The sequence below is a fragment of the Pseudoxanthomonas suwonensis J47 genome, from assembly GCF_000513955.1.
GTDB lineage: Bacteria > Pseudomonadota > Gammaproteobacteria > Xanthomonadales > Xanthomonadaceae > Pseudoxanthomonas > Pseudoxanthomonas suwonensis_C.
Map to the genome: position 1 here is coordinate 58283 of NZ_AZUZ01000022.1, position 16852 is coordinate 75134.

14 protein-coding genes are annotated in these 16852 nt (G+C 65.6%); 10 read left to right on the top strand and 4 right to left on the bottom strand.

Going from position 1 to position 16852, the window contains the following annotated elements; all coding sequences use genetic code 11:
• Positions 1-249: 249 nt before the first annotated feature.
• The 6 genes from M503_RS15915 (at position 250) to M503_RS17345 (ending at position 5954) form a co-directional block, all read left to right on the top strand.
• Entirely contained in the window at positions 250-1617 is a 1368-nt protein-coding gene (locus M503_RS15915; protein WP_037060818.1) for an MFS transporter, read from the top strand.
• Between the two features lie 21 nt (positions 1618-1638).
• Positions 1639-2604, top strand: coding sequence for a glycoside hydrolase family 43 protein (locus M503_RS0107350; RefSeq protein ID WP_028919705.1), 966 nt, complete (start codon positions 1639-1641; stop codon positions 2602-2604).
• 14 nt (positions 2605-2618) lie between these two features.
• Positions 2619-3686, top strand: coding sequence for an arabinan endo-1,5-alpha-L-arabinosidase (locus tag M503_RS0107355; RefSeq protein ID WP_197017189.1), 1068 nt, complete (start codon positions 2619-2621; stop codon positions 3684-3686).
• A 626-nt stretch (positions 3687-4312) separates the two neighbouring features.
• On the top strand, positions 4313-4636 hold the full coding sequence (locus M503_RS17970) for a HEPN domain-containing protein (RefSeq protein WP_197017190.1): 324 nt from the start codon (positions 4313-4315) through the stop codon (positions 4634-4636).
• Between the two features lie 465 nt (positions 4637-5101).
• Complete coding sequence (locus M503_RS17340; protein ID WP_155951992.1) at positions 5102-5539, top strand: DUF4279 domain-containing protein; 438 nt, start codon at positions 5102-5104, stop codon at positions 5537-5539.
• 109 nt (positions 5540-5648) lie between these two features.
• Positions 5649-5954: a hypothetical protein gene (locus tag M503_RS17345; RefSeq protein WP_155951993.1), complete on the top strand. Its 306-nt coding sequence runs from the start codon at positions 5649-5651 to the stop codon at positions 5952-5954.
• A 62-nt stretch (positions 5955-6016) separates the two neighbouring features.
• Here M503_RS17345 and M503_RS0107365 read toward each other — a convergent pair whose 3' ends face one another.
• Complete coding sequence (locus M503_RS0107365) at positions 6017-6940, bottom strand: IS110 family transposase (protein ID WP_028918814.1); 924 nt, start codon at positions 6938-6940, stop codon at positions 6017-6019.
• Between the two features lie 701 nt (positions 6941-7641).
• Between M503_RS0107365 and M503_RS17350 the strand changes: the two genes are divergently transcribed.
• Positions 7642-8208 (top strand): hypothetical protein, encoded by a 567-nt coding sequence (locus M503_RS17350; protein WP_155951994.1) that lies wholly within the window; start codon positions 7642-7644, stop codon positions 8206-8208.
• 85 nt (positions 8209-8293) lie between these two features.
• A complete protein-coding gene (locus tag M503_RS17070) occupies positions 8294-8833 on the top strand; it encodes an NYN domain-containing protein (protein ID WP_081720971.1) in 540 nt (179 codons plus the stop codon).
• On the opposite strand, the gene M503_RS0107370 is transcribed toward M503_RS17070, so the two are convergent.
• From M503_RS0107370 to M503_RS0107380, 3 genes are all read right to left on the bottom strand, one after another.
• Positions 8822-9184 (bottom strand): RidA family protein, encoded by a 363-nt coding sequence (locus tag M503_RS0107370; protein ID WP_028920701.1) that lies wholly within the window; start codon positions 9182-9184, stop codon positions 8822-8824. The genes M503_RS17070 and M503_RS0107370 overlap by 12 nt on opposite strands.
• Before the next feature lie 206 nt (positions 9185-9390).
• Positions 9391-10944 (bottom strand): alpha-N-arabinofuranosidase, encoded by a 1554-nt coding sequence (locus tag M503_RS0107375; protein ID WP_028920702.1) that lies wholly within the window; start codon positions 10942-10944, stop codon positions 9391-9393.
• A gap of 76 nt (positions 10945-11020) precedes the next feature.
• Positions 11021-13882, bottom strand: a complete 2862-nt coding sequence (locus M503_RS0107380) for a TonB-dependent receptor (protein WP_197017191.1) — start codon at positions 13880-13882, stop codon at positions 11021-11023.
• A gap of 544 nt (positions 13883-14426) precedes the next feature.
• On the opposite strand from M503_RS0107380, the gene M503_RS0107385 reads away from it, so the two are divergent.
• Together M503_RS0107385 and M503_RS0107390 are read left to right on the top strand one after the other, a co-directional pair.
• Positions 14427-15509: an aldose epimerase family protein gene (locus tag M503_RS0107385; RefSeq protein WP_028920704.1), complete on the top strand. Its 1083-nt coding sequence runs from the start codon at positions 14427-14429 to the stop codon at positions 15507-15509.
• A gap of 52 nt (positions 15510-15561) precedes the next feature.
• Positions 15562-16485, top strand: coding sequence for a Gfo/Idh/MocA family protein (locus M503_RS0107390; protein ID WP_037060844.1), 924 nt, complete (start codon positions 15562-15564; stop codon positions 16483-16485).
• Positions 16486-16852: the final 367 nt, after the last annotated feature.

Here is a 16852-nt window from a genome sequence, read left to right on the forward strand (position 1 = left end):
AGCCCCTCTCCCCCCGGGAGAGGGGTTGGGGGAGAGGGCAGGCAACCCCGCGCCCCTTCGTCGGTACCCACCCTCTCCCTCGGACCCTCAGCCAGCAGGAGAGGGCAGGAAAGCGCCATAACCAATCGGATATGCAAGACACCGATATCCGCATTTGTTGTGCATCCGCTGCGGCTACCAGAATGCAGCGGAGTCCCCGCTGCAGCGGTGGCGCATTCGGCGGTGCACCGCGGCGCTCTGGGAGGGGCAATGCAGGACCGGAAACAGGCGCTGGACCAGAAGCTGGGCGTGCTCGAGAAGATCGGCTTCGGCGCCGGCGACATGGCGGTCAACGTCGTCATCTCCTCGATGATGCTGATCATCACGTTCTTCTATACCGACGTGTTCGGGCTGCGCCCGGCCGACGTGGCGCTGCTGCTGATCGTGGTGCGGATGGTCGACGCGGTCACCGACCCGCTGATGGGCATGGTCACCGACCGCATCGAGACCCGCTGGGGCCGCTACCGGCCGTGGTTCCTGTGGATGGCGGTGCCGTTCGGGATCTCGGTGACGCTGACCTTCACCACGCCGGACACCACTTATGGCCTGAAGCTGGCCTGGGCCTACGCCACCTACACCCTGGTCACCCTGGTGTTCACCGCGGTGACCATTCCCTACATCTCGCTGATCGGGGTGCTCACCGCCAACCCGAAGGAGCGGCTGTCCGCCAACGGCTACCGGCTGTTCTTCGCCAAGATCGCCGCCTTCCTGGTCACCATCCTGGTGCCGGTGCTGGCCGAGGCCTGGGGCGACGGCCAGCTGGCGCGCGGCTACCAGCGGGCGATGGGGCTCATGGGGCTGATGGCCACGGTGCTGTTCCTGTTCTGCTTCTTCACCACCACCGAGCGGATCCGCCACGAGGTGGACCGCAAGCCGCTGCGCGAGCAGTTCGCCCTGCTGCTGCGCAACGACCAGTGGCTGCTGCTGTGCGCGGTGTGCGTGATCGGCACCATCGGCTACGTGGTGCGCGGCTCGGTGGCCGCCTACTACGCCAAGTACTATCTGGGCGGCGACGCGAAGCTGCTGTCCGCCTTCCTGGCCACCGGTGTGGTCGCGGCGATCCTGGCGATGATCGCGTCCACGTGGATCACCAAGCGCTTCTGCAAGATCGCGCTGTTCCGCTGGAGCCAGCTGCTGGTCGGCGTGCTGAGCCTGGCGATGTACTTCGTGGTAGGGCCGGGCGACGTGGTCGCCGCCTTCGTCTTCTACTTCCTGATCTGCTTCATCGTCGACCTGCATGCGCCGGTGTTCTGGTCGGCCATCGTCGAGGCGGTGGACTACGGCCATGCGCGCAGCGGCAAGCGCGTGGCCGGGCTGGCGATGGGCGGGATTTCGTTCTTCCAGAAGGCGGGCATGGGCATTGCCGGGGCGATCGTCGGCTGGCTGCTGGCCTGGTTCCAGTACGTTCCGGACCAGCCGCAGACGCCCTCGGCGCTCAACGGTATCGCCCTGATGCTGACCCTGATCCCCGGCGCCTTCCACGCGCTGATGGGCCTGGTGATGTTCGCCTACCGGATCACCGATGGTTACTACCAGCAGATCCGCCAGCAGATCATCCACGAAGCCCCGGCCGGCTGAGGCCGGCGGAGAGGACGCCCCATGAAGCTGAGCAATCCCTTCATCCTGCAGCGCGCCGACCCGCACGTGTCGCGCCACGCCGGGCGCTACTACTTCACCGCCTCGGTTCCCGAGTACGACCGGGTGGTGCTGCGCAGTTCGCCCACGCTGGCCGGGCTGGCCGCGGCGGAGGAGAAGGTGCTGTGGCGCGCCCCGCCGGAGGGGCCTGCCAGCTCGCTCATCTGGGCGCCGGAACTGCACCGCGCCGACGACGGCTGGTACGTGTACTTTGCCGCCGCGCCGTCGCGCGAGATCAAGGACGGGCTGTTCCAGCACCGCATGTACGCGCTGCGCAATCCCTCGGCCGATCCGATGCAGGGCGCGTGGGAGTTCGCCGGCCAGGTCGACAGCGGCATCGACGCGTTCTGCCTGGACGCGACCAGCTTCAGCCACCGCGGCGTGCGCTACTACCTGTGGGCGCAGAAGCATCCCGATATCCCCGGCAACTCCAACCTGTACATCGCGGCGATGGAGACGCCCACCCGGATCAAGGGCCCGCCGGTGCTGCTGACCCGGCCCGAGTTCGACTGGGAAGTGCAGGGCTTCCTGGTCAACGAGGGACCCTCGGTACTCATCCGCCACGGCAAGGTGTTCTGCACCTATTCGGCCAGCGCTACCGACGAACGCTATGTGATGGGTCTGATCTGGGCGGATGCGGACAGCGACCTGCTGGATGCGGCCAACTGGCACAAGTCGCCGCGGCCTGTGTTCGCCACCGACGTCGAGCGCGAGGTCTACGGGCCGGGCCACAACAGCTTTACCTTGGCCGAGGACGGCATTACCGACCTGCTGGTCTACCACGCGCGCAACTACCGCGAAATCGAGGGCGACCCGCTGTGGAATCCGGACCGCCACGCCTGCGTGCAGCCGCTGCAGTGGGACGCCGAGGGCATGCCGGTGTTCGGCCGGCCGCTGCGCGAGGTAGAGCTGCCGGAGGCGGGGGCTTGAGCGGCGGGGCGGGCATGGCGGGGCTGTGCCGCGCGGTGCTGCTGCTGGCCTGCGCGCTGGCGGCACCCGCGTCCGCGCAGGAAGCGAAGCCGAACAACGACGACATGATGGAAGCGCCGCCGGTGGCCGCGCCGCGCGAAGGCTACTGGGCCGACATCCTCGCCCACGACCCGGTGCTGGCCCGGCAGGGCGACACCTGGTACGCCTTCGTCACCGGCCCGGGCATCACCGTCTACAGTTCCAAGGACATGCGGACCTGGAAGGCCGAGCCGCCGGTGTTCGCCACCATCCCGGCCTGGGCCTACGAGGTGGTGCCGAGGTTCAACGGCCATATCTGGGCCCCGGACATCTCCGAACACGACGGCACCTACTACCTCTACTACTCGATCTCCAGCGGCGGCAAGAACACCTCGGCGATCGGTGTCGCCACCAACGCCACGCTCGACCCGGCCGATCCGGCGTTCCGCTGGGTGGACCACGGCATCGTCCTGCGCTCGGTGCCGCACCGCGACCTGTGGAATGCGATCGACGCCAACCTGGCCGAGGACGAAGACGGCACGCCGTGGCTGGCCTTCGGCTCGTTCTGGGGCGGCCTGAAACTGGTGAAGCTGCGCGAGGACCGGCTGGCCATCGCCGAGCCGCAGGAATGGCACACCCTGGCCCGGCGCGAGCGCCCGCTGCTGGCCGTCGACGACGCCAACCCGGAACCGGGCGCGATCGAGGCGCCCTTCATCTTCCGTCGCGACGGCTGGTACTACCTGTTCGTCTCGTACGACCACTGCTGCCGCGGGGCGAAGAGCGACTACCGGATCATGGTCGGGCGCTCGCGCGACCTGCGCGGCCCCTACCTGGACCGCGACGGCCGGCGCATGGACCAGGGCGGCGCCACCGAGGTGCTGCGCGGCACCGCGCGCTGGCCCGGCCCCGGCCACAACAGCGCCTACACGTTCGACGGCCGCGACTGGCTGGTGTTCCACGCCTACGACGTGGAGGACGGCGGCCGGCCCAAGCTGAAGATCCTGCCGCTGGCCTGGGACGCGGACGGCTGGCCGGTGGTGGAGGCGGGGGCGCTGGAGCGGTAGGAGGGCAAGCCGCCGGCGTTCCGGGCACTCACGCGCCGGGTTCCGCGCCTGGACTTGCGCAAGGGAGCCCCCGCCCCGTGCTACCCGACGATCCGGGTGGCCTGGGCGCGCCGGCGGCGACCGGTTTCCATCTCCCACGGTGTCCGGCGCATGGCCGCCCCTTCAAGTCAGGGCGGATGTCCGGGGCGCAGGTCCTGGATATACCGGCGGACCCGGTAAAGGTTTGCCTGTTGGTGCGCAGACCGTAGCGCCTGCGGTGCAGGCGCAGGCGCCCGCGCACCTGCTCCGGCAGCCGCGGCCGCCCGCCCCTGCCGCGCCTCGGATACCCGGGCCTGCTCGCCGTCATAAGACATATCGGGGCCTCCTTGCCGCCTTTCCCCGGAGGCAGGCCCGGATTGGATCGTCCTAACCCCATGATCCGGCGGGATACCTTGATTGACGGCCGGCAAGCGGCGACCACAAACTCGGCGCTACGCCCCCGGTGGGGGTCTACTGGTAGTTAGGCCGCTATGGAAGAAGAGCGCGTACTCCTTGCGAAAGTCCAATCGGAGCAGCTCCAAGCAGCGTTTGAGCGGTGTTGGAACACTGCGCGCGAGTACGACCGACTACCGGCTGCACCGCTAGGGATGCCTGCCTTGATCTGCGCAGCACTGTCCGTAGAGATCGGGCTAAAAGCGCTACTATTCGAGAAGGGACTCGCGCCGGGGCGAGAGCACAATCTCCGGAAGCTTCTCGATATGCTTCCCTCTCCGACTAGGGCGACAATTGTTTCGGACGTGTCGGCTACGTACCCAGATTTTGAGAATCAATTGAGCAATGCCGAGGGTGCGTTTGTTCGTTGGCGCTACTTCTATGAGTCAACGGACGAGCTCCACGTCAACATACTATTTGTAGGTGCGTTGGGTGCCGCGGTACAAAAGCAGATTGGGCTGCAGTGGTCCGCGGCCTAACAATGCGTTCAAGCCGAAGCCGCTTCGTTACGCGGGCCAGGCGGCAGGTAAAGCTTGCCACCTGGTCCGCTCCACTGCGCGTCTCGGCTTAACTTGGGTGTTAGGGCGCAAAGAAGGGGGAGTCCATGGCGTCAGATTCAGGCAACCTGCAAGCGGAGGCCCGGCGGAGCCGGATCAGAGGGTGGTTCGCGATCGTCTTTCTTGTTTCGTTCATGGCAAGCATTGCTTTCAAGGTCGTGGTACCCCGTCTGCTGGCTGGCCCAGGTGAGTTCTCGTATAACCCTCCGTGGGTGCACTTCACCGCAATGGCTATTGGTCTTGTCGCCGTGTGCACGGTTCCAATGGCTTGGCGCTGGGTCTATCGCCGTGGCCGCTAGGTCGGAGCGCTTGGCGGCGTTGCACCCTAACCATTCGTTCAAGCCGACGCCGCTGTGCGGCGCGGCTTAACTCTGGCGTTAGGCCGCTATGGAAGAACTCCGTTACCGCTACAAGGTATCGCTCGCCATCAGGCATCCTTCGATGCCCGAAGACCACATCAGTGCAGCCTTGGGCCTCGTGCCAGAGCATAGCGGGTCTGTGGGCGCCGAACGTCGCACACCTAAGGGTGGCCCGCTTCCCGGCGTAAACAAAGCAAGCTTCTGGCGCCACTCTTTCGTCGCGCCATCTGACGACGACTTGGAGCAGTTCTTAGGCCTGACCGTTTCCCAACTGGAAGCTGCGACTCCGTTCTTCAAGAACCTCATCGCCAGTGGAGGTTATGCCCGTCTATTCGTCGGCCTGTTCCTAGAGCGGGAAAACATTGGCATTGAGATTTCGCCAGACCTCCAATCGCGGTGCAGTCAGCTCGGTATTTCGCTAGGCTTCGATATCTATGGGCCGGACCAGCCGGATGGCGCGGCCTAACAATGCGTTCAAGCCGAAACCGCTTCGTTCCACCAAATACATGGCAGAGAAAGCTTGCCATGTATTTGCCTCCACTACGCGTTTCGGCTTAACTTAGGTGTTAGGCCTCGTGTTCAAGTCCAATCGCATCCCAAAGATCGGCCTGCTGCTTCTCCTCTTCGCCTTCGCATATCTGGCTTCGCTAATTCTTCTCGGCCAGGAACGAGCTATGGACTGGGGTTTGAGCGGAGATGAGATGTATCTGCACGAAAAGCTGCTTTCCCTTGCGGTTGCCGGAGGAGCAATCGCAACTTGGTTCCTAGGAATGTATCGGGCCCACGTGCAGGGCAGCTGGCGTTGGTTCATTGCATGTATGTTTGCTTGGCCGATTGCCTTTGTTTATACATTGGCCGTCAACACTGGCCCCGAGGCCTAACTATTCATTCAAGCCGACGCCTTCGGCGCGGCTTAACTCAGCAACTGTCTTCCGATCAGCGGTCAGGCTGGCATTGCTGCCTCCAGGAGAAGCTCATCGCGACGACGCGCATTGACGATCGTCAGCAGCTTGCGCATGCAGGCGACCAGCGCGACCTTGGCCAGTTTGCCGCGCGCTCGAAGCTGCCTATAGTGCGCCTTCATCGTCTCGTCCCAGCGCACCGCCGAGAGCGTGGCCATGTACAAGGCCACACGCACGGGAGCGCGCCCGCCGCGGATGCGGCGGATGCCGCTGCTCTGGCCGCTGTCGCGGTTCATGGGTGCCACGCCGACCAGGCGTGCGATCTGGCGCCGGCTCAACGCACCCAACTCCGGCAGCAACGCCAAGCTGGTCGCTTGGAAGATCGGTCCCAGTCCCTTGCACGATCCCAGAGCCGGTGTGGCATGGGCATCCAGCAGGGCCCGTATCTGCTGGTCGATCGCGGCCAGCTCGCGGCGCAGGGCGGCGATGGTCCTGGCGGCGAGCGACCGGATCGACGACGGGCACATCGCCATCTGCTGGCGATGTGCCTGCAGGGCGGTGACCACCTGGCCACGACGACGCAGCCAGTCCCGCAGCTCGCGTTGCCAAGGCAGCGGGGCCTGGTAGCGCTGCAGCCGGCCGGCAAACATCCCGGCCATCAGGCATAGCAGCCGGGCGTCGATGGCGTCGGTCTTGGCGGCATCACCGGCGGCGCGGGCGAAGTTGCGGGCCTGGCGGGGATTGACCCGTGCCACCCACAGGCCGGCATCGCAGCATGCTTCCAGCAGCGGTTCCTCATACCCGCCGGTGGCCTCAACCACGACCCGGACCTGGTCCAGGCCCGACAGCTGCCGGACCAGCTTGCATATGCCCGCGGCGCTGTTGGCCACCCGCATCACTGCCGGCCTTCCCTCGATGGCCACGTCCAGGGAGGCCTTGCCCACGTCGATGCCCACTGCCGTCATGCCCAATCCTCCGATAGAGTTGGCGGGTCGAGAGCATCGCGCCCAAGCCCACGCTTATCAGTTCGAGGGAGACCTCGGCCAACTGTCCGGGCGCAGGGCGCGAGCACCGGCATGCGGCCCCTGCTGAGTTACGGTGCTGCTACACCGAGGCGTTAGCGGGCGCGCATGCCGGGCTCTCGACACCTAGGCTAGGGGAAAGACAAGACATAAGGCGTTAGGCTTGTGAATCCGACGATGTCCACATCTGACACACCACCATCTCCCAGATCGCTAGCGCGCGTGGTTCTCGTAGTTTCGTATAGCCTCTTCAATACAGCATGTCTTCTTCTAAATCTCAGGGACTTCACCATCATAAGATCGGATGGCCCAAGCGGATTTGCCGAGATTCTTATCAAAGCATTCATTGTTAATCTATCTATAGCATCGCTGATTGCAGGAATATTTCTATCTAGATCAATGTATCGTGCAACTAAAGTTCGCTACTCGCAGATGCTTCTGTGCCTTGCAATCACACTTCCAGTAGCCTTCTTCGCTACCCTTAGCGTTGTCGGGGCATGTAGTGACAGCAAAGGTCATTGTCGAAACTGGCAGGTGGCATCCGGTGCGCCTAACAAGTCATTCAAGCCGACGCCGCTTCGCGGCGCGGCTTAATTCATGCGTTATGTGGCAATGAGCCATCACTCGAACACGGACACAAGAGCATGGGCGCACTTATCGGAATCGCGGCAATCATCATCTATTACCTCATAGTCTCCAATTTAATTGATGCCGGTTCTGCGCCCACGGGGCTTGTAGCAACTGCTTACATATTCATTCCACTCATAGGCATTCCACTCATCGTAGGTAGCGCCAGAGCTAGCGCAAAGGCACGCGGCAAGGGGCACGTTTCGGTCATTGTTTCAACCGCGGGCGCCGTAGTAGCAGGTGTAGTGGTGGTCTTGCTGGCAAACAACTTTCTCAAACCAGCTGCACCAGATCCTGTCGCTGACGAGAAAACTCGACAGGCCGTGTGGATTGCTCGAGGGCAGGACGCAGTAAAGGCGAAGCTAAAAGATCCAGGCTCCGCTCAATTCAGGGGCATCTACTTTCATCGAGGCCAAGATGGTGTTCCCATCACCTGCGGCGAGGTCAACTCCAAGAACAGCTTCGGGGGTTACTCTGGCTTTCAGCGCTTCATCTCTGCCGGTTCCGCAGAGCTAACATACTTGCAGGAGCAGATGGATGCTCGCGAGTTCGTCACGGTCTGGAACAGATTTTGTGCCAAGTGACCGGCTTGCCACATAACAATTCATTCAAGCCGACGCCGCTTCGCGGCGCGGCCCAATTCAAGCGTTAGCCTCTCAGGGGGAGATCATGGCAAACCTGTTGTATGTTGATAATTCGAACGTTTGGATTGAAGGGATGCATGTCGCAGCATTCGCGCACGGTAATGCGCCAGACGTCTGGACAGCCGTTCAAAACAAGATATGTGACTACAACTGGAAACTCGATTTCGGAAAGCTGTTTCAGTTCGCTGGCGGCGACAGAAGTGACGTAAAAAAGGCGGCTCTGTTTGGCTCGCGCCCTCCAAAGAACGACTCCTTGTGGGATGCAGCGCGCCGAAACGGATTTGACGTGATCACCTACGATCGCAATGTCGCAAACCACGAAAAGAAGATTGACACGGACATTGTCGCAACAATGATCGAGGATTCCTTCACGCTTGCCGACCCGGCTACAGATGAGATCACGCTCGTATCAGGCGATGCAGATTACGTTCCCGCGGTTGAAAAGCTAAAGAATCGCGGCTTTAAGGTCTATGTTGTGTTCTGGGGCCATGCGGCCAAAGAACTCAAGGCAGCGGCCTCTGAGTTCATCAATCTTGACCCACACTTGGATCACTTAGCGCGGTGAGACCGCGAGCCAGTTCACGCCGATCGCGGTCCAGCTGGGGTAGGGCGGCTGGGGGAACATTTCGTCCTTCACCTTGAGCACGGTCTCGAACTGCCGTTCGGGGTCGGTGTGGAAGCTGGTGACGTCGATGATGTCGTCGAGGGTGCAGCCAGCCGCGCGCAGGGTCGCCTGGAGGTTGTCGAAGGCCAGGCGCACCTGCGCTTCGAAGTCGGGTTCGGGCGAGCCGTCATCGCGGCTGCCGACCTGCCCGGAGACGAACAGCAAGCCATCGCTGCGCACGGCGGGGGAATAGCGGTGGAGCTCGTACAGGGCGCGCCGGCCCTCGGGGAAAACCACGTCGCGGACACTCATGCAGGACTCCTGGGGGAGGAAGTTGCGAGTGGCCATTCTAGGCGCGGGTGGATGCGCACATTGGCGCCGGTGCCGGACCACTGTGTGTGGAATCGGCGGTCCCTGAGCGCATCGATCCAGCAGAATCACGCCGCCACGTGACGCGGCCGTAACAACGAAGGGGGCGCCGAAGCGCCCCCTTTGCCGTCCGTCGATGGCTGTGCGCCTCACTCCAGCCGCAGCACCACCAGCGACTTCGCCGGCAGCTCCACCTGCAGCGTGCTACCGGAGACCGTGGCGCCATTGAAGGCCGCCGGCTTCACCAGCTCCGGCTGTTCGAAGGTGTTGTGCGCGGCGATCGCGCCGGCGGTCAGCACGCGGCCGGACACGCGGGTGGCCTGCACGCCGCTGAGCCGGGTCGACACGGTCGCCGTGCGGTTCGGGTCGAAGTTGCTCAGCGCCACGTAGACGTGGCCGTCCTTCGCCCGCACCGCCGAGCCATGCACGCCCGGGATGCTGGTGTCGCCGTGGCGGTATTGCGGCGCCTTCAGCTCCAGCGGCAGGTAGGTCGCGTCCTGCCACGGCTTGTACATCTCGAAGGCGTGGTAGGTGGGCGTGAGCACCATCTTCGCGTCCTCGGTGAGGATCATGGCCTGCAGCACGTTCACCATCTGCGCGATGTTGGCCATCTTCACCCTGTGGGCATAGCGGCTCATCACGTCGAAGTGGATCGAGGCGACCAGCGCGTCGCGCAGCGTGTTCTGCTGCTGCAGGAAGCCGGGATTGCTGCCAGGGTAGGCGGCGTACCAGGTGCCCCATTCGTCCAGGTACAGGGCGACCTTGTTCTCCGGGTCGTACCGGTCCATCACCTCGATGTGCCGGCGCAGCAGCTCGTCGACCTTCAGTGCGCTTTCCAGGGTCTGGATCCAGCCCGCCTCGTCGAACTCGAAGCTCGAGGCGCGTGGCGGCCAGCCGCCGGGCACGGTGTAGTAATGCACCGACAATGCATCCATGTGCTTGCCGGCGACCTTCATCATCACCTCGGTCCAGTTGTAGTCGTCGCTGTTGGCGCCGGCGGCGACCTTGGTGACCTGCTGCCCGGCCGGGACCTTGACGAAGGTCTGGTACTGGCGGTGCAGGTTGGCGGCGTGCTCGGGCGTCATGTTGCCGCCGCAGCCCCACAGCTCGTTGCCGATGCCAAAGAACGGCACCTTCCACGGCTTGTCGCGGCCGTTGGCGCGGCGCTCCTCGGCCAGCGAAGAGCCCTTCTCGTAGGTCATGTACTCGACCCATTCGGCCATCTCGCGCGGGGAGCCGCTGCCGGTGTTGCCGGAGACGTAGGCGTCGGTACCCAGCAGTTCGGCGAAGTCCATGAACTCGTGGGTGCCGAAGCTGTTGGGCTCCTCCACGCCGCCCCAGTGGGTGTTGATCTTGACCCGGCGCTTCTCGCGCGGACCGATGCCGTCGCGCCAGTAGTACTCGTCGGCGAAGCAGCCGCCCGGCCAGCGCACCACCGGCACCTGCAGCTGCTTCAGCGCGCCCAGCACGTCGTTGCGGTAGCCGCGGGTATTGGGGATCTTCGAGTCTTCGCCCACCCAGATGCCGCCGTAGATGCCGTAGCCCAGGTGCTCGGCGAACTGGCCGAAGAGGTAGCGGCTGACGGTGTCGCCGGGCTGGTCGGCATGCAGGGTCGCGCTGGCCTGGACCTTGTCCTGGGCGCTGGCGCCGGCGGCTGGGAGTGCGATGGCCAGGGTCAGCGTGATCAGGGTCTTCTTCAGCATCGTGTCGCCTCGGTATCAGCGGAACGGGGTAGGAGGGCAGCGAAGGCCCGGGCCCGGAGCGGACCCGGTGCCCCGGTCAGAAACGGTAGCGGAATCCCAGCGCGAAGGTGCGGCTGTACAGGGCGCTGCCGAAGTTGTGGGTCGAAGGGTACTGGTAGTAGCTCTGGTACAGCTTGTTGGTGAGGTTGGTCGCGTCGAAGGTCACCGTCCACGAGTCGCTGGCATCGTAGCTGAGCTGGAAGTCCAGGCTGCTCTCGCCATTGAAGTACACGCCCAGTGGGTTGGCGAACAGGGCCGCCTCGTAGTGGTGCAGGAAATCGTCCCGCCACACGTAGGAAGCGCGGGCCGAGAAGCGGTTGCGCTCGTAGGCCAGGACCACGCTGTAGGAGGTGTCGGAGATGCCGAACATCGGCGTCTCCTGGCTGCCGACCACCTCGCCGGCGCTGTCGGTCACCGGGATGACCTGGCTGGAGTCCAGCCAGGTGAAGCTGGCCTGCAGGCCGAAGCCGTCCAGCAGGCCGGGCAGGTTGTCCGGGAAGTACACCAGGCCCAGCTCCACGCCCTCGAGCTTGCCGTCGGAGGCGTTGTCCGGCTGGGTCAGGATGTAGTCGTAGTTGTCGAAGGTCACGCGGCGGCGGAAGTCGCTGACCATGCCTTCGATGTCGCGGCGGAACACCGTGCCGTAGACCGCGCTGCCCGGGGCGAAATACCACTCCAGGGACAGGTCGTAGTTCTTCGATTCGGTCGGGCGCAGGTTCGGGTTGCCGCCGGTGGCGGTGCCGTAGCCGATGTTGGTGACGTCCTCGACGTAGGTGATGTTCGGGTTGAGCTGGGCGAAACCGGGCCGGCGCAGGGTCTGGCCGTAGGCCAGGCGCATCAGCAGCTCGTCGGTGAAGTGGTAGCGCAGCATCAGGCTGGGCAGCAGCTTGGAAGCGCTGGCCGAGGCCCGGCCCGGGCCGAACACCATGTCGGTCTCGACGTTGACGTAGCGCACGCCGAACTGGCCGTCGAAGGTGCGCCCGCCCAGCTCGGTGGCGAAATCCGCCTGCAGGTAGGCCGCGCTGGTCTTCTCCTGCACGTTGAAGTTCTCCACCAGCTGCAGCTGATCGCTGGTCTCCAGGCCGTACAGCTGGCGGAAGGCGTCGGCGTTGGCGCGGATGTAGTGGCCGTTGGGGACGATCCACGCATCCGGCACGTCGGCGCGGCCGTCGAAGAAGCCGCTGTTGGTCCAGGCCAGGCCCGGATTGCCCGGGAACGAGCAGGCCGGCAGCGCGCGGTCGCAGCCGTCGGCGTCGGCGGTGCGCTGGCCTTCGCTGGCGCTGCGGTCGTCGTAGCGCACGCCGAAGGACAGCCTGTCGATGAAGCCCCAGCCGGCCTGGTAGTCGCCATCGAAGGTGAAGGTCGTGGCGTCGCCCTTGGCGTAGTTGGCGTTGTCGTAGAGCTGGGCGATGAACCACTGGTTCGGGTCGGCGGAGTTGCTTTCGTCGATGTCCGGGGTGGCCGGGTCGTCGTTGAAGCCGAACGCCGGCACGCCGCCGCCACGGTTGAAGTCCACCCAGACCTCGCGGGTGACGCGGTCGGCGCGCATGGCGAAGAAGTCGGTCTTGTACTCGCTGTCCTGGTAGGTGATCTCGGACTTCAGCTTGAGCCGGTCGCCCACCTCCCAGCTGCCACCGAGGGCGTAGAGGTAGCTGTCGGTCTTGCCGGTGGCCAGGTCCCCGCTGGTGAAGTTGTACGGGAAGCCGATCACCCGCGACTTCATGATGTTGCTGCCGGGGATCATCTCGATCGTCTGCGCCGGGTTGTCCCCCAGCGCCCCCCACCAGTCGACGAAGGAGAACAGCAGCGAGTTGAACGACTCGTTGCGGTAGCCGTTGTAGAACGCTTCGAAGATGTACTCGGAGCGGTCGTCCGGCGCCCACTGCAGGGAGATGTTGGCGGCCGGGCGCTCGCGCTTGCCGGTCAGGTCGCTGGCGAACATCGCGTCGCGCGACAGCAGGTATTCGTACTGCTGGCCGCCGACGGTGACGGTGGAGCCGGGCGCGAACGGCAGGCCGGCCACCAGGCCCGGCTGCCAGACCTCGGCGCCGCCGATCGTGGTCGGGATGCGCTCGTAGGGGACGAATCCCGGCGGCGCCTGGTCGGCGAAGAACGGCACCATCGCGCCGGCGGTGACGCTCTGGTCGCGGTAGTTGGTCTCGGCGTAGGAAATGTTGGCCAGCGCGCCGAAGCGGCCGTTGCCGGTGTCCCAGGTGTTGGAGAACAGCGCGCTGAGGTTCGGGTCGACCTTGCCGGCCTGTTCCTGGTAGATGGTGCGCGCGGCCAGCACCACGCGGCTGCCATCGAAATCGAACGGCCGGTGGGTGTGGATGTCGATCACGCCGGCGATGCCGGTCTCGATCAGGTTGGCCGAGCGGGTCTTGTAGATCTCGGTGCTGGCCAGCAGGCTGGCCGGGATGTCGGCCAGCGCCACCGAGCGGCCGGAGGCGGTGAAGATGTTGCGGCCGTTGACCGTGGTGGTGACGTCGTTGAGGCCGCGGATGGAGACGGTGGATACCTCGCCGCCGCCGCGGTCGGTGGTCTGCACGCCGCTGACGCGCTGTAACGCCTCGACGAGGTTGTTGTCCGGGAACTTGCCGATGTCCTCGGCGACGATGGCGTCGACGATCTGCATCGAGCCCTGCTTGCGATCCAGCGCGCCGAGCATCGAGGCGCGCAGGCCGCGCACTTCCACGCGGTCCAGCTCGGTGGCGTCGGTGCTGCCGCCGGACGCACCGTCGGCCGGCGCGGGCGCCGGACATGGCGCATTGGGGTCGTCGGCGGTGGGGCAGGGGCGGGCGGTGTCCTGCGCGGCGGCGGACAGCGCAACCAGCAGTGCTGCCGGCAGCAACGCGAGGCGGCTGCGGCGGACTTGCATCCAGCGGTTCGAACGCTTCATTGCACGGGCTCCCAGGGCATGTTCAATGCGGATGCGGCAGCAGGTGCGCAGGCCGGCGCCCGCGCGGCGCGGCCGGTCAGAGGTGTATCGGGTCGTGGCCGGAAAGTGTTCGGTACCCGGCGTGCGGCGGATCGATGCGTCTGGCGGGTAGCTGGCGGAGCGTCGACGCGGGCAACAGTCCGGCGCCGCGGCATGCAGGCATGCCGTCGAACATGAGCGTCGTCATTTCAACCCTCCCAGGCCTACGTCTGACGCGTACGGTCGTGTTGTGCGGCGCACTGCTCCCGCGCCGATGCTTTCCCTCCCGATGCGACAGCGCGCATGGCAGGAAGCAGGCCGAGCATAGTGACGCGTTCCATAACCTGCCAATGAATTTACCGAGGCCAGCGATACCGGAATACGTATCGTTGCGAGCTTGTCGCGGGGACAGGCGAGCCATTCCATTCCGGACATCGCCCATGCCCGAGGCGGCATTGGTCGACGTGGCGGCGCGTGGCTATCCTGCTTCGCGGCCGGATCGCGGCCATGCCCGGAACGGAACTGCATGACCCGGACGAGGAGCTTCGGCCAGCTGGAAGACGGCACTGTGGTGCAGGCATTGCGGCTGGGAGAAGCCGATGGCCTATCGGCGGAGATCCTCGACCTCGGAGGCATCCTCGCGCGGCTGGAGTTCGATGGCGCGCAGGGGCGTACCGGCGTGGTGCTGGGCCTGGACGACGCGCAGGCCTACTTCGACGATCCCGCCTGCCTGGGCATCCTGGTTGGCCGCTTCGGCAACCGCATCAGCGGCGCGGCATTCGAACTGGACGGGCAGCGCCACGAGGTAACCGCCAACGAGGGGCGTCACCACCTGCATGGCGGTACATACGGGTTCGGCCGGCGGATGTGGACGGTGGAGGACCACGCCGCCGACCGGCTGGTGCTGCGCTACCGCTCGCCGGACGGCGAGGAAGGCTATCCGGGCAATCTCGAGGTGCGCGCCACCTACCGGCTGCGCGGTGCGCGCCTGCGGCTGGATTTCGAGGCCACCTGCGATGCGCCCACGCTGTTCAACCCGACCCAGCACCCGTACTTCAACCTCGCCGGCGACGGTTCCGTGCCGGCCGCGGCGCAATGGCTGCAGGTGCCGGCTTCGCGCTACCTGCCGGTGGACGGGCGGCTGATCCCGTTCGGCACGCTGGCCGAAGTCTCCGGAACTCCATTCGACTTCCGCGAGGCGCGCACGCTGGACGTGGCTGCCGATCCCACCGACACGCAGCTGCGCATGGCCGGCGGCTACGACCACTGCCTGGTGCTGGATGGCGGTGCGGGTCCGGTGGCGCGCCTGTACTCGCCGCACAGCGGCATCGCGCTGCGCATCGACAGCGACGCGCCGGCACTGCAGCTGTATGGCGGCCATGCGCTCGACCACCAGCACCCGGGGCTGGGGCGTGGCATCTGCCTGGAGCCGCAGGGCTTCCCGGATGCGCCGAACAAGCCGGCGTTCCCGGATGCGATCCTGCGTCCGGGCACGGTGTTCCGGCGACGCATCGAGTACGGTTTCGCCACGCCGGGGCCGCGGCGCAAGTGGGAAGAGGTCGCGGCAGCCCTGGATGCCTGCGGCCCCGATCCTTCCATCTTCGACTGAACGAACCGAACGCGCGGACCGCGTGTCCGTGCCGCCACTGGAGACCGTATCCGTGCCCATCAACCTCGCCATCGTCGGAGTCGGCAAGATCGTGCGCGACCAGCACCTGCCCGCGGTCGCGGCCAACGCCGACTACCGCCTGGTGGCGGCGGCCAGCCGCCACGGTCGCGTGGAGGGCATCGACAACTTCGGCACGATCGAGGAGATGCTGGCGGCGGTGTCGTCGATCGAGGCGGTGTCGCTGTGCATGCCGCCGCAGTACCGCTACGTCGCGGCGACGAAGGCGCTGGCCGCCGGCAAGCATGTGTTCCTGGAGAAGCCGCCGGGGGCGACGCTGTCGGAAGTAGAGGACCTGGCGGCGCAGGCCGCCGCGGCCGGGGTGACGCTGTTCGCCAGCTGGCACTCGCGCTACGCGCCAGCGGTGGAAGCGGCGCGGGAGTTCCTGGCCGGCACCAGGATCCGCTCGATGCGGGTGTACTGGAAGGAAGACGTGCGCCACTGGCATCCGAACCAGGAGTGGATCTGGCAGGCCGGTGGGCTGGGTGTATTCGACCCGGGCATCAATGCGCTGTCGATCGTCACCCGGATCCTGCCGCGGCCGGTGTTCGCCACTGCGGCGATGCTTGAGTTTCCGGAGAACCGCGATGCGCCGATCGCGGCGTCGATCCGCTTCAGCGATGCAGAAGGGCTGGATCTGGAAGCGGAGTTCGACTGGCGCCAGACCGGACCGCAGAGCTGGGACATCGTGGCGCAGACCGATGCGGGTGAGATGCGCTTGTCGGAGGGCGGGGCGAAGCTCGCCGTGGATGGCCAGCTGCTGCACGCCGAGCCGGAGCAGGAATATCCGCAGCTGTACCGCCGGTTCGCCGAGCTGGTGCGCAGCGGCCAGTCGGACGTGGACCTGGCGCCGCTGCGCCATGTAGCCGACGCCTTCATGCTGGGCCGGCGCAAGGTGGTCGAAGCCTTCCACGACTGAGCGGCGGCCACCGCTCTTGCCTTTGGCTACCGTCGCTTCGCCTGGCGTGGGAGTCGGGCGAGCCCGACTCTACAAAGGCAGCGAGACCGGGCGGCGCCACTGTGTGGGGTGGGCTTGACCCACTGCTCTTGCTTTGCCTTTCGTCGCTCCGCCGGGCGTGGGAGTCGGGCGAGCCCGACTCTACAAAGGCAGCGAGACCGGGCGGCGCCACTGTGTGGGGTGGGCTTGCCCCACTGCTCTTGCTTTGCCTTTCGTCGCTTCGCCTGGCGTGGGAGTCGGGCGAGCCCGACTCTACAAGGGCAGCGTTGCAGACCGGGCGGCGCCACTGTGTGGGGTGGGGCTTGCCCCACTGCTCTGCCTTTGCCTT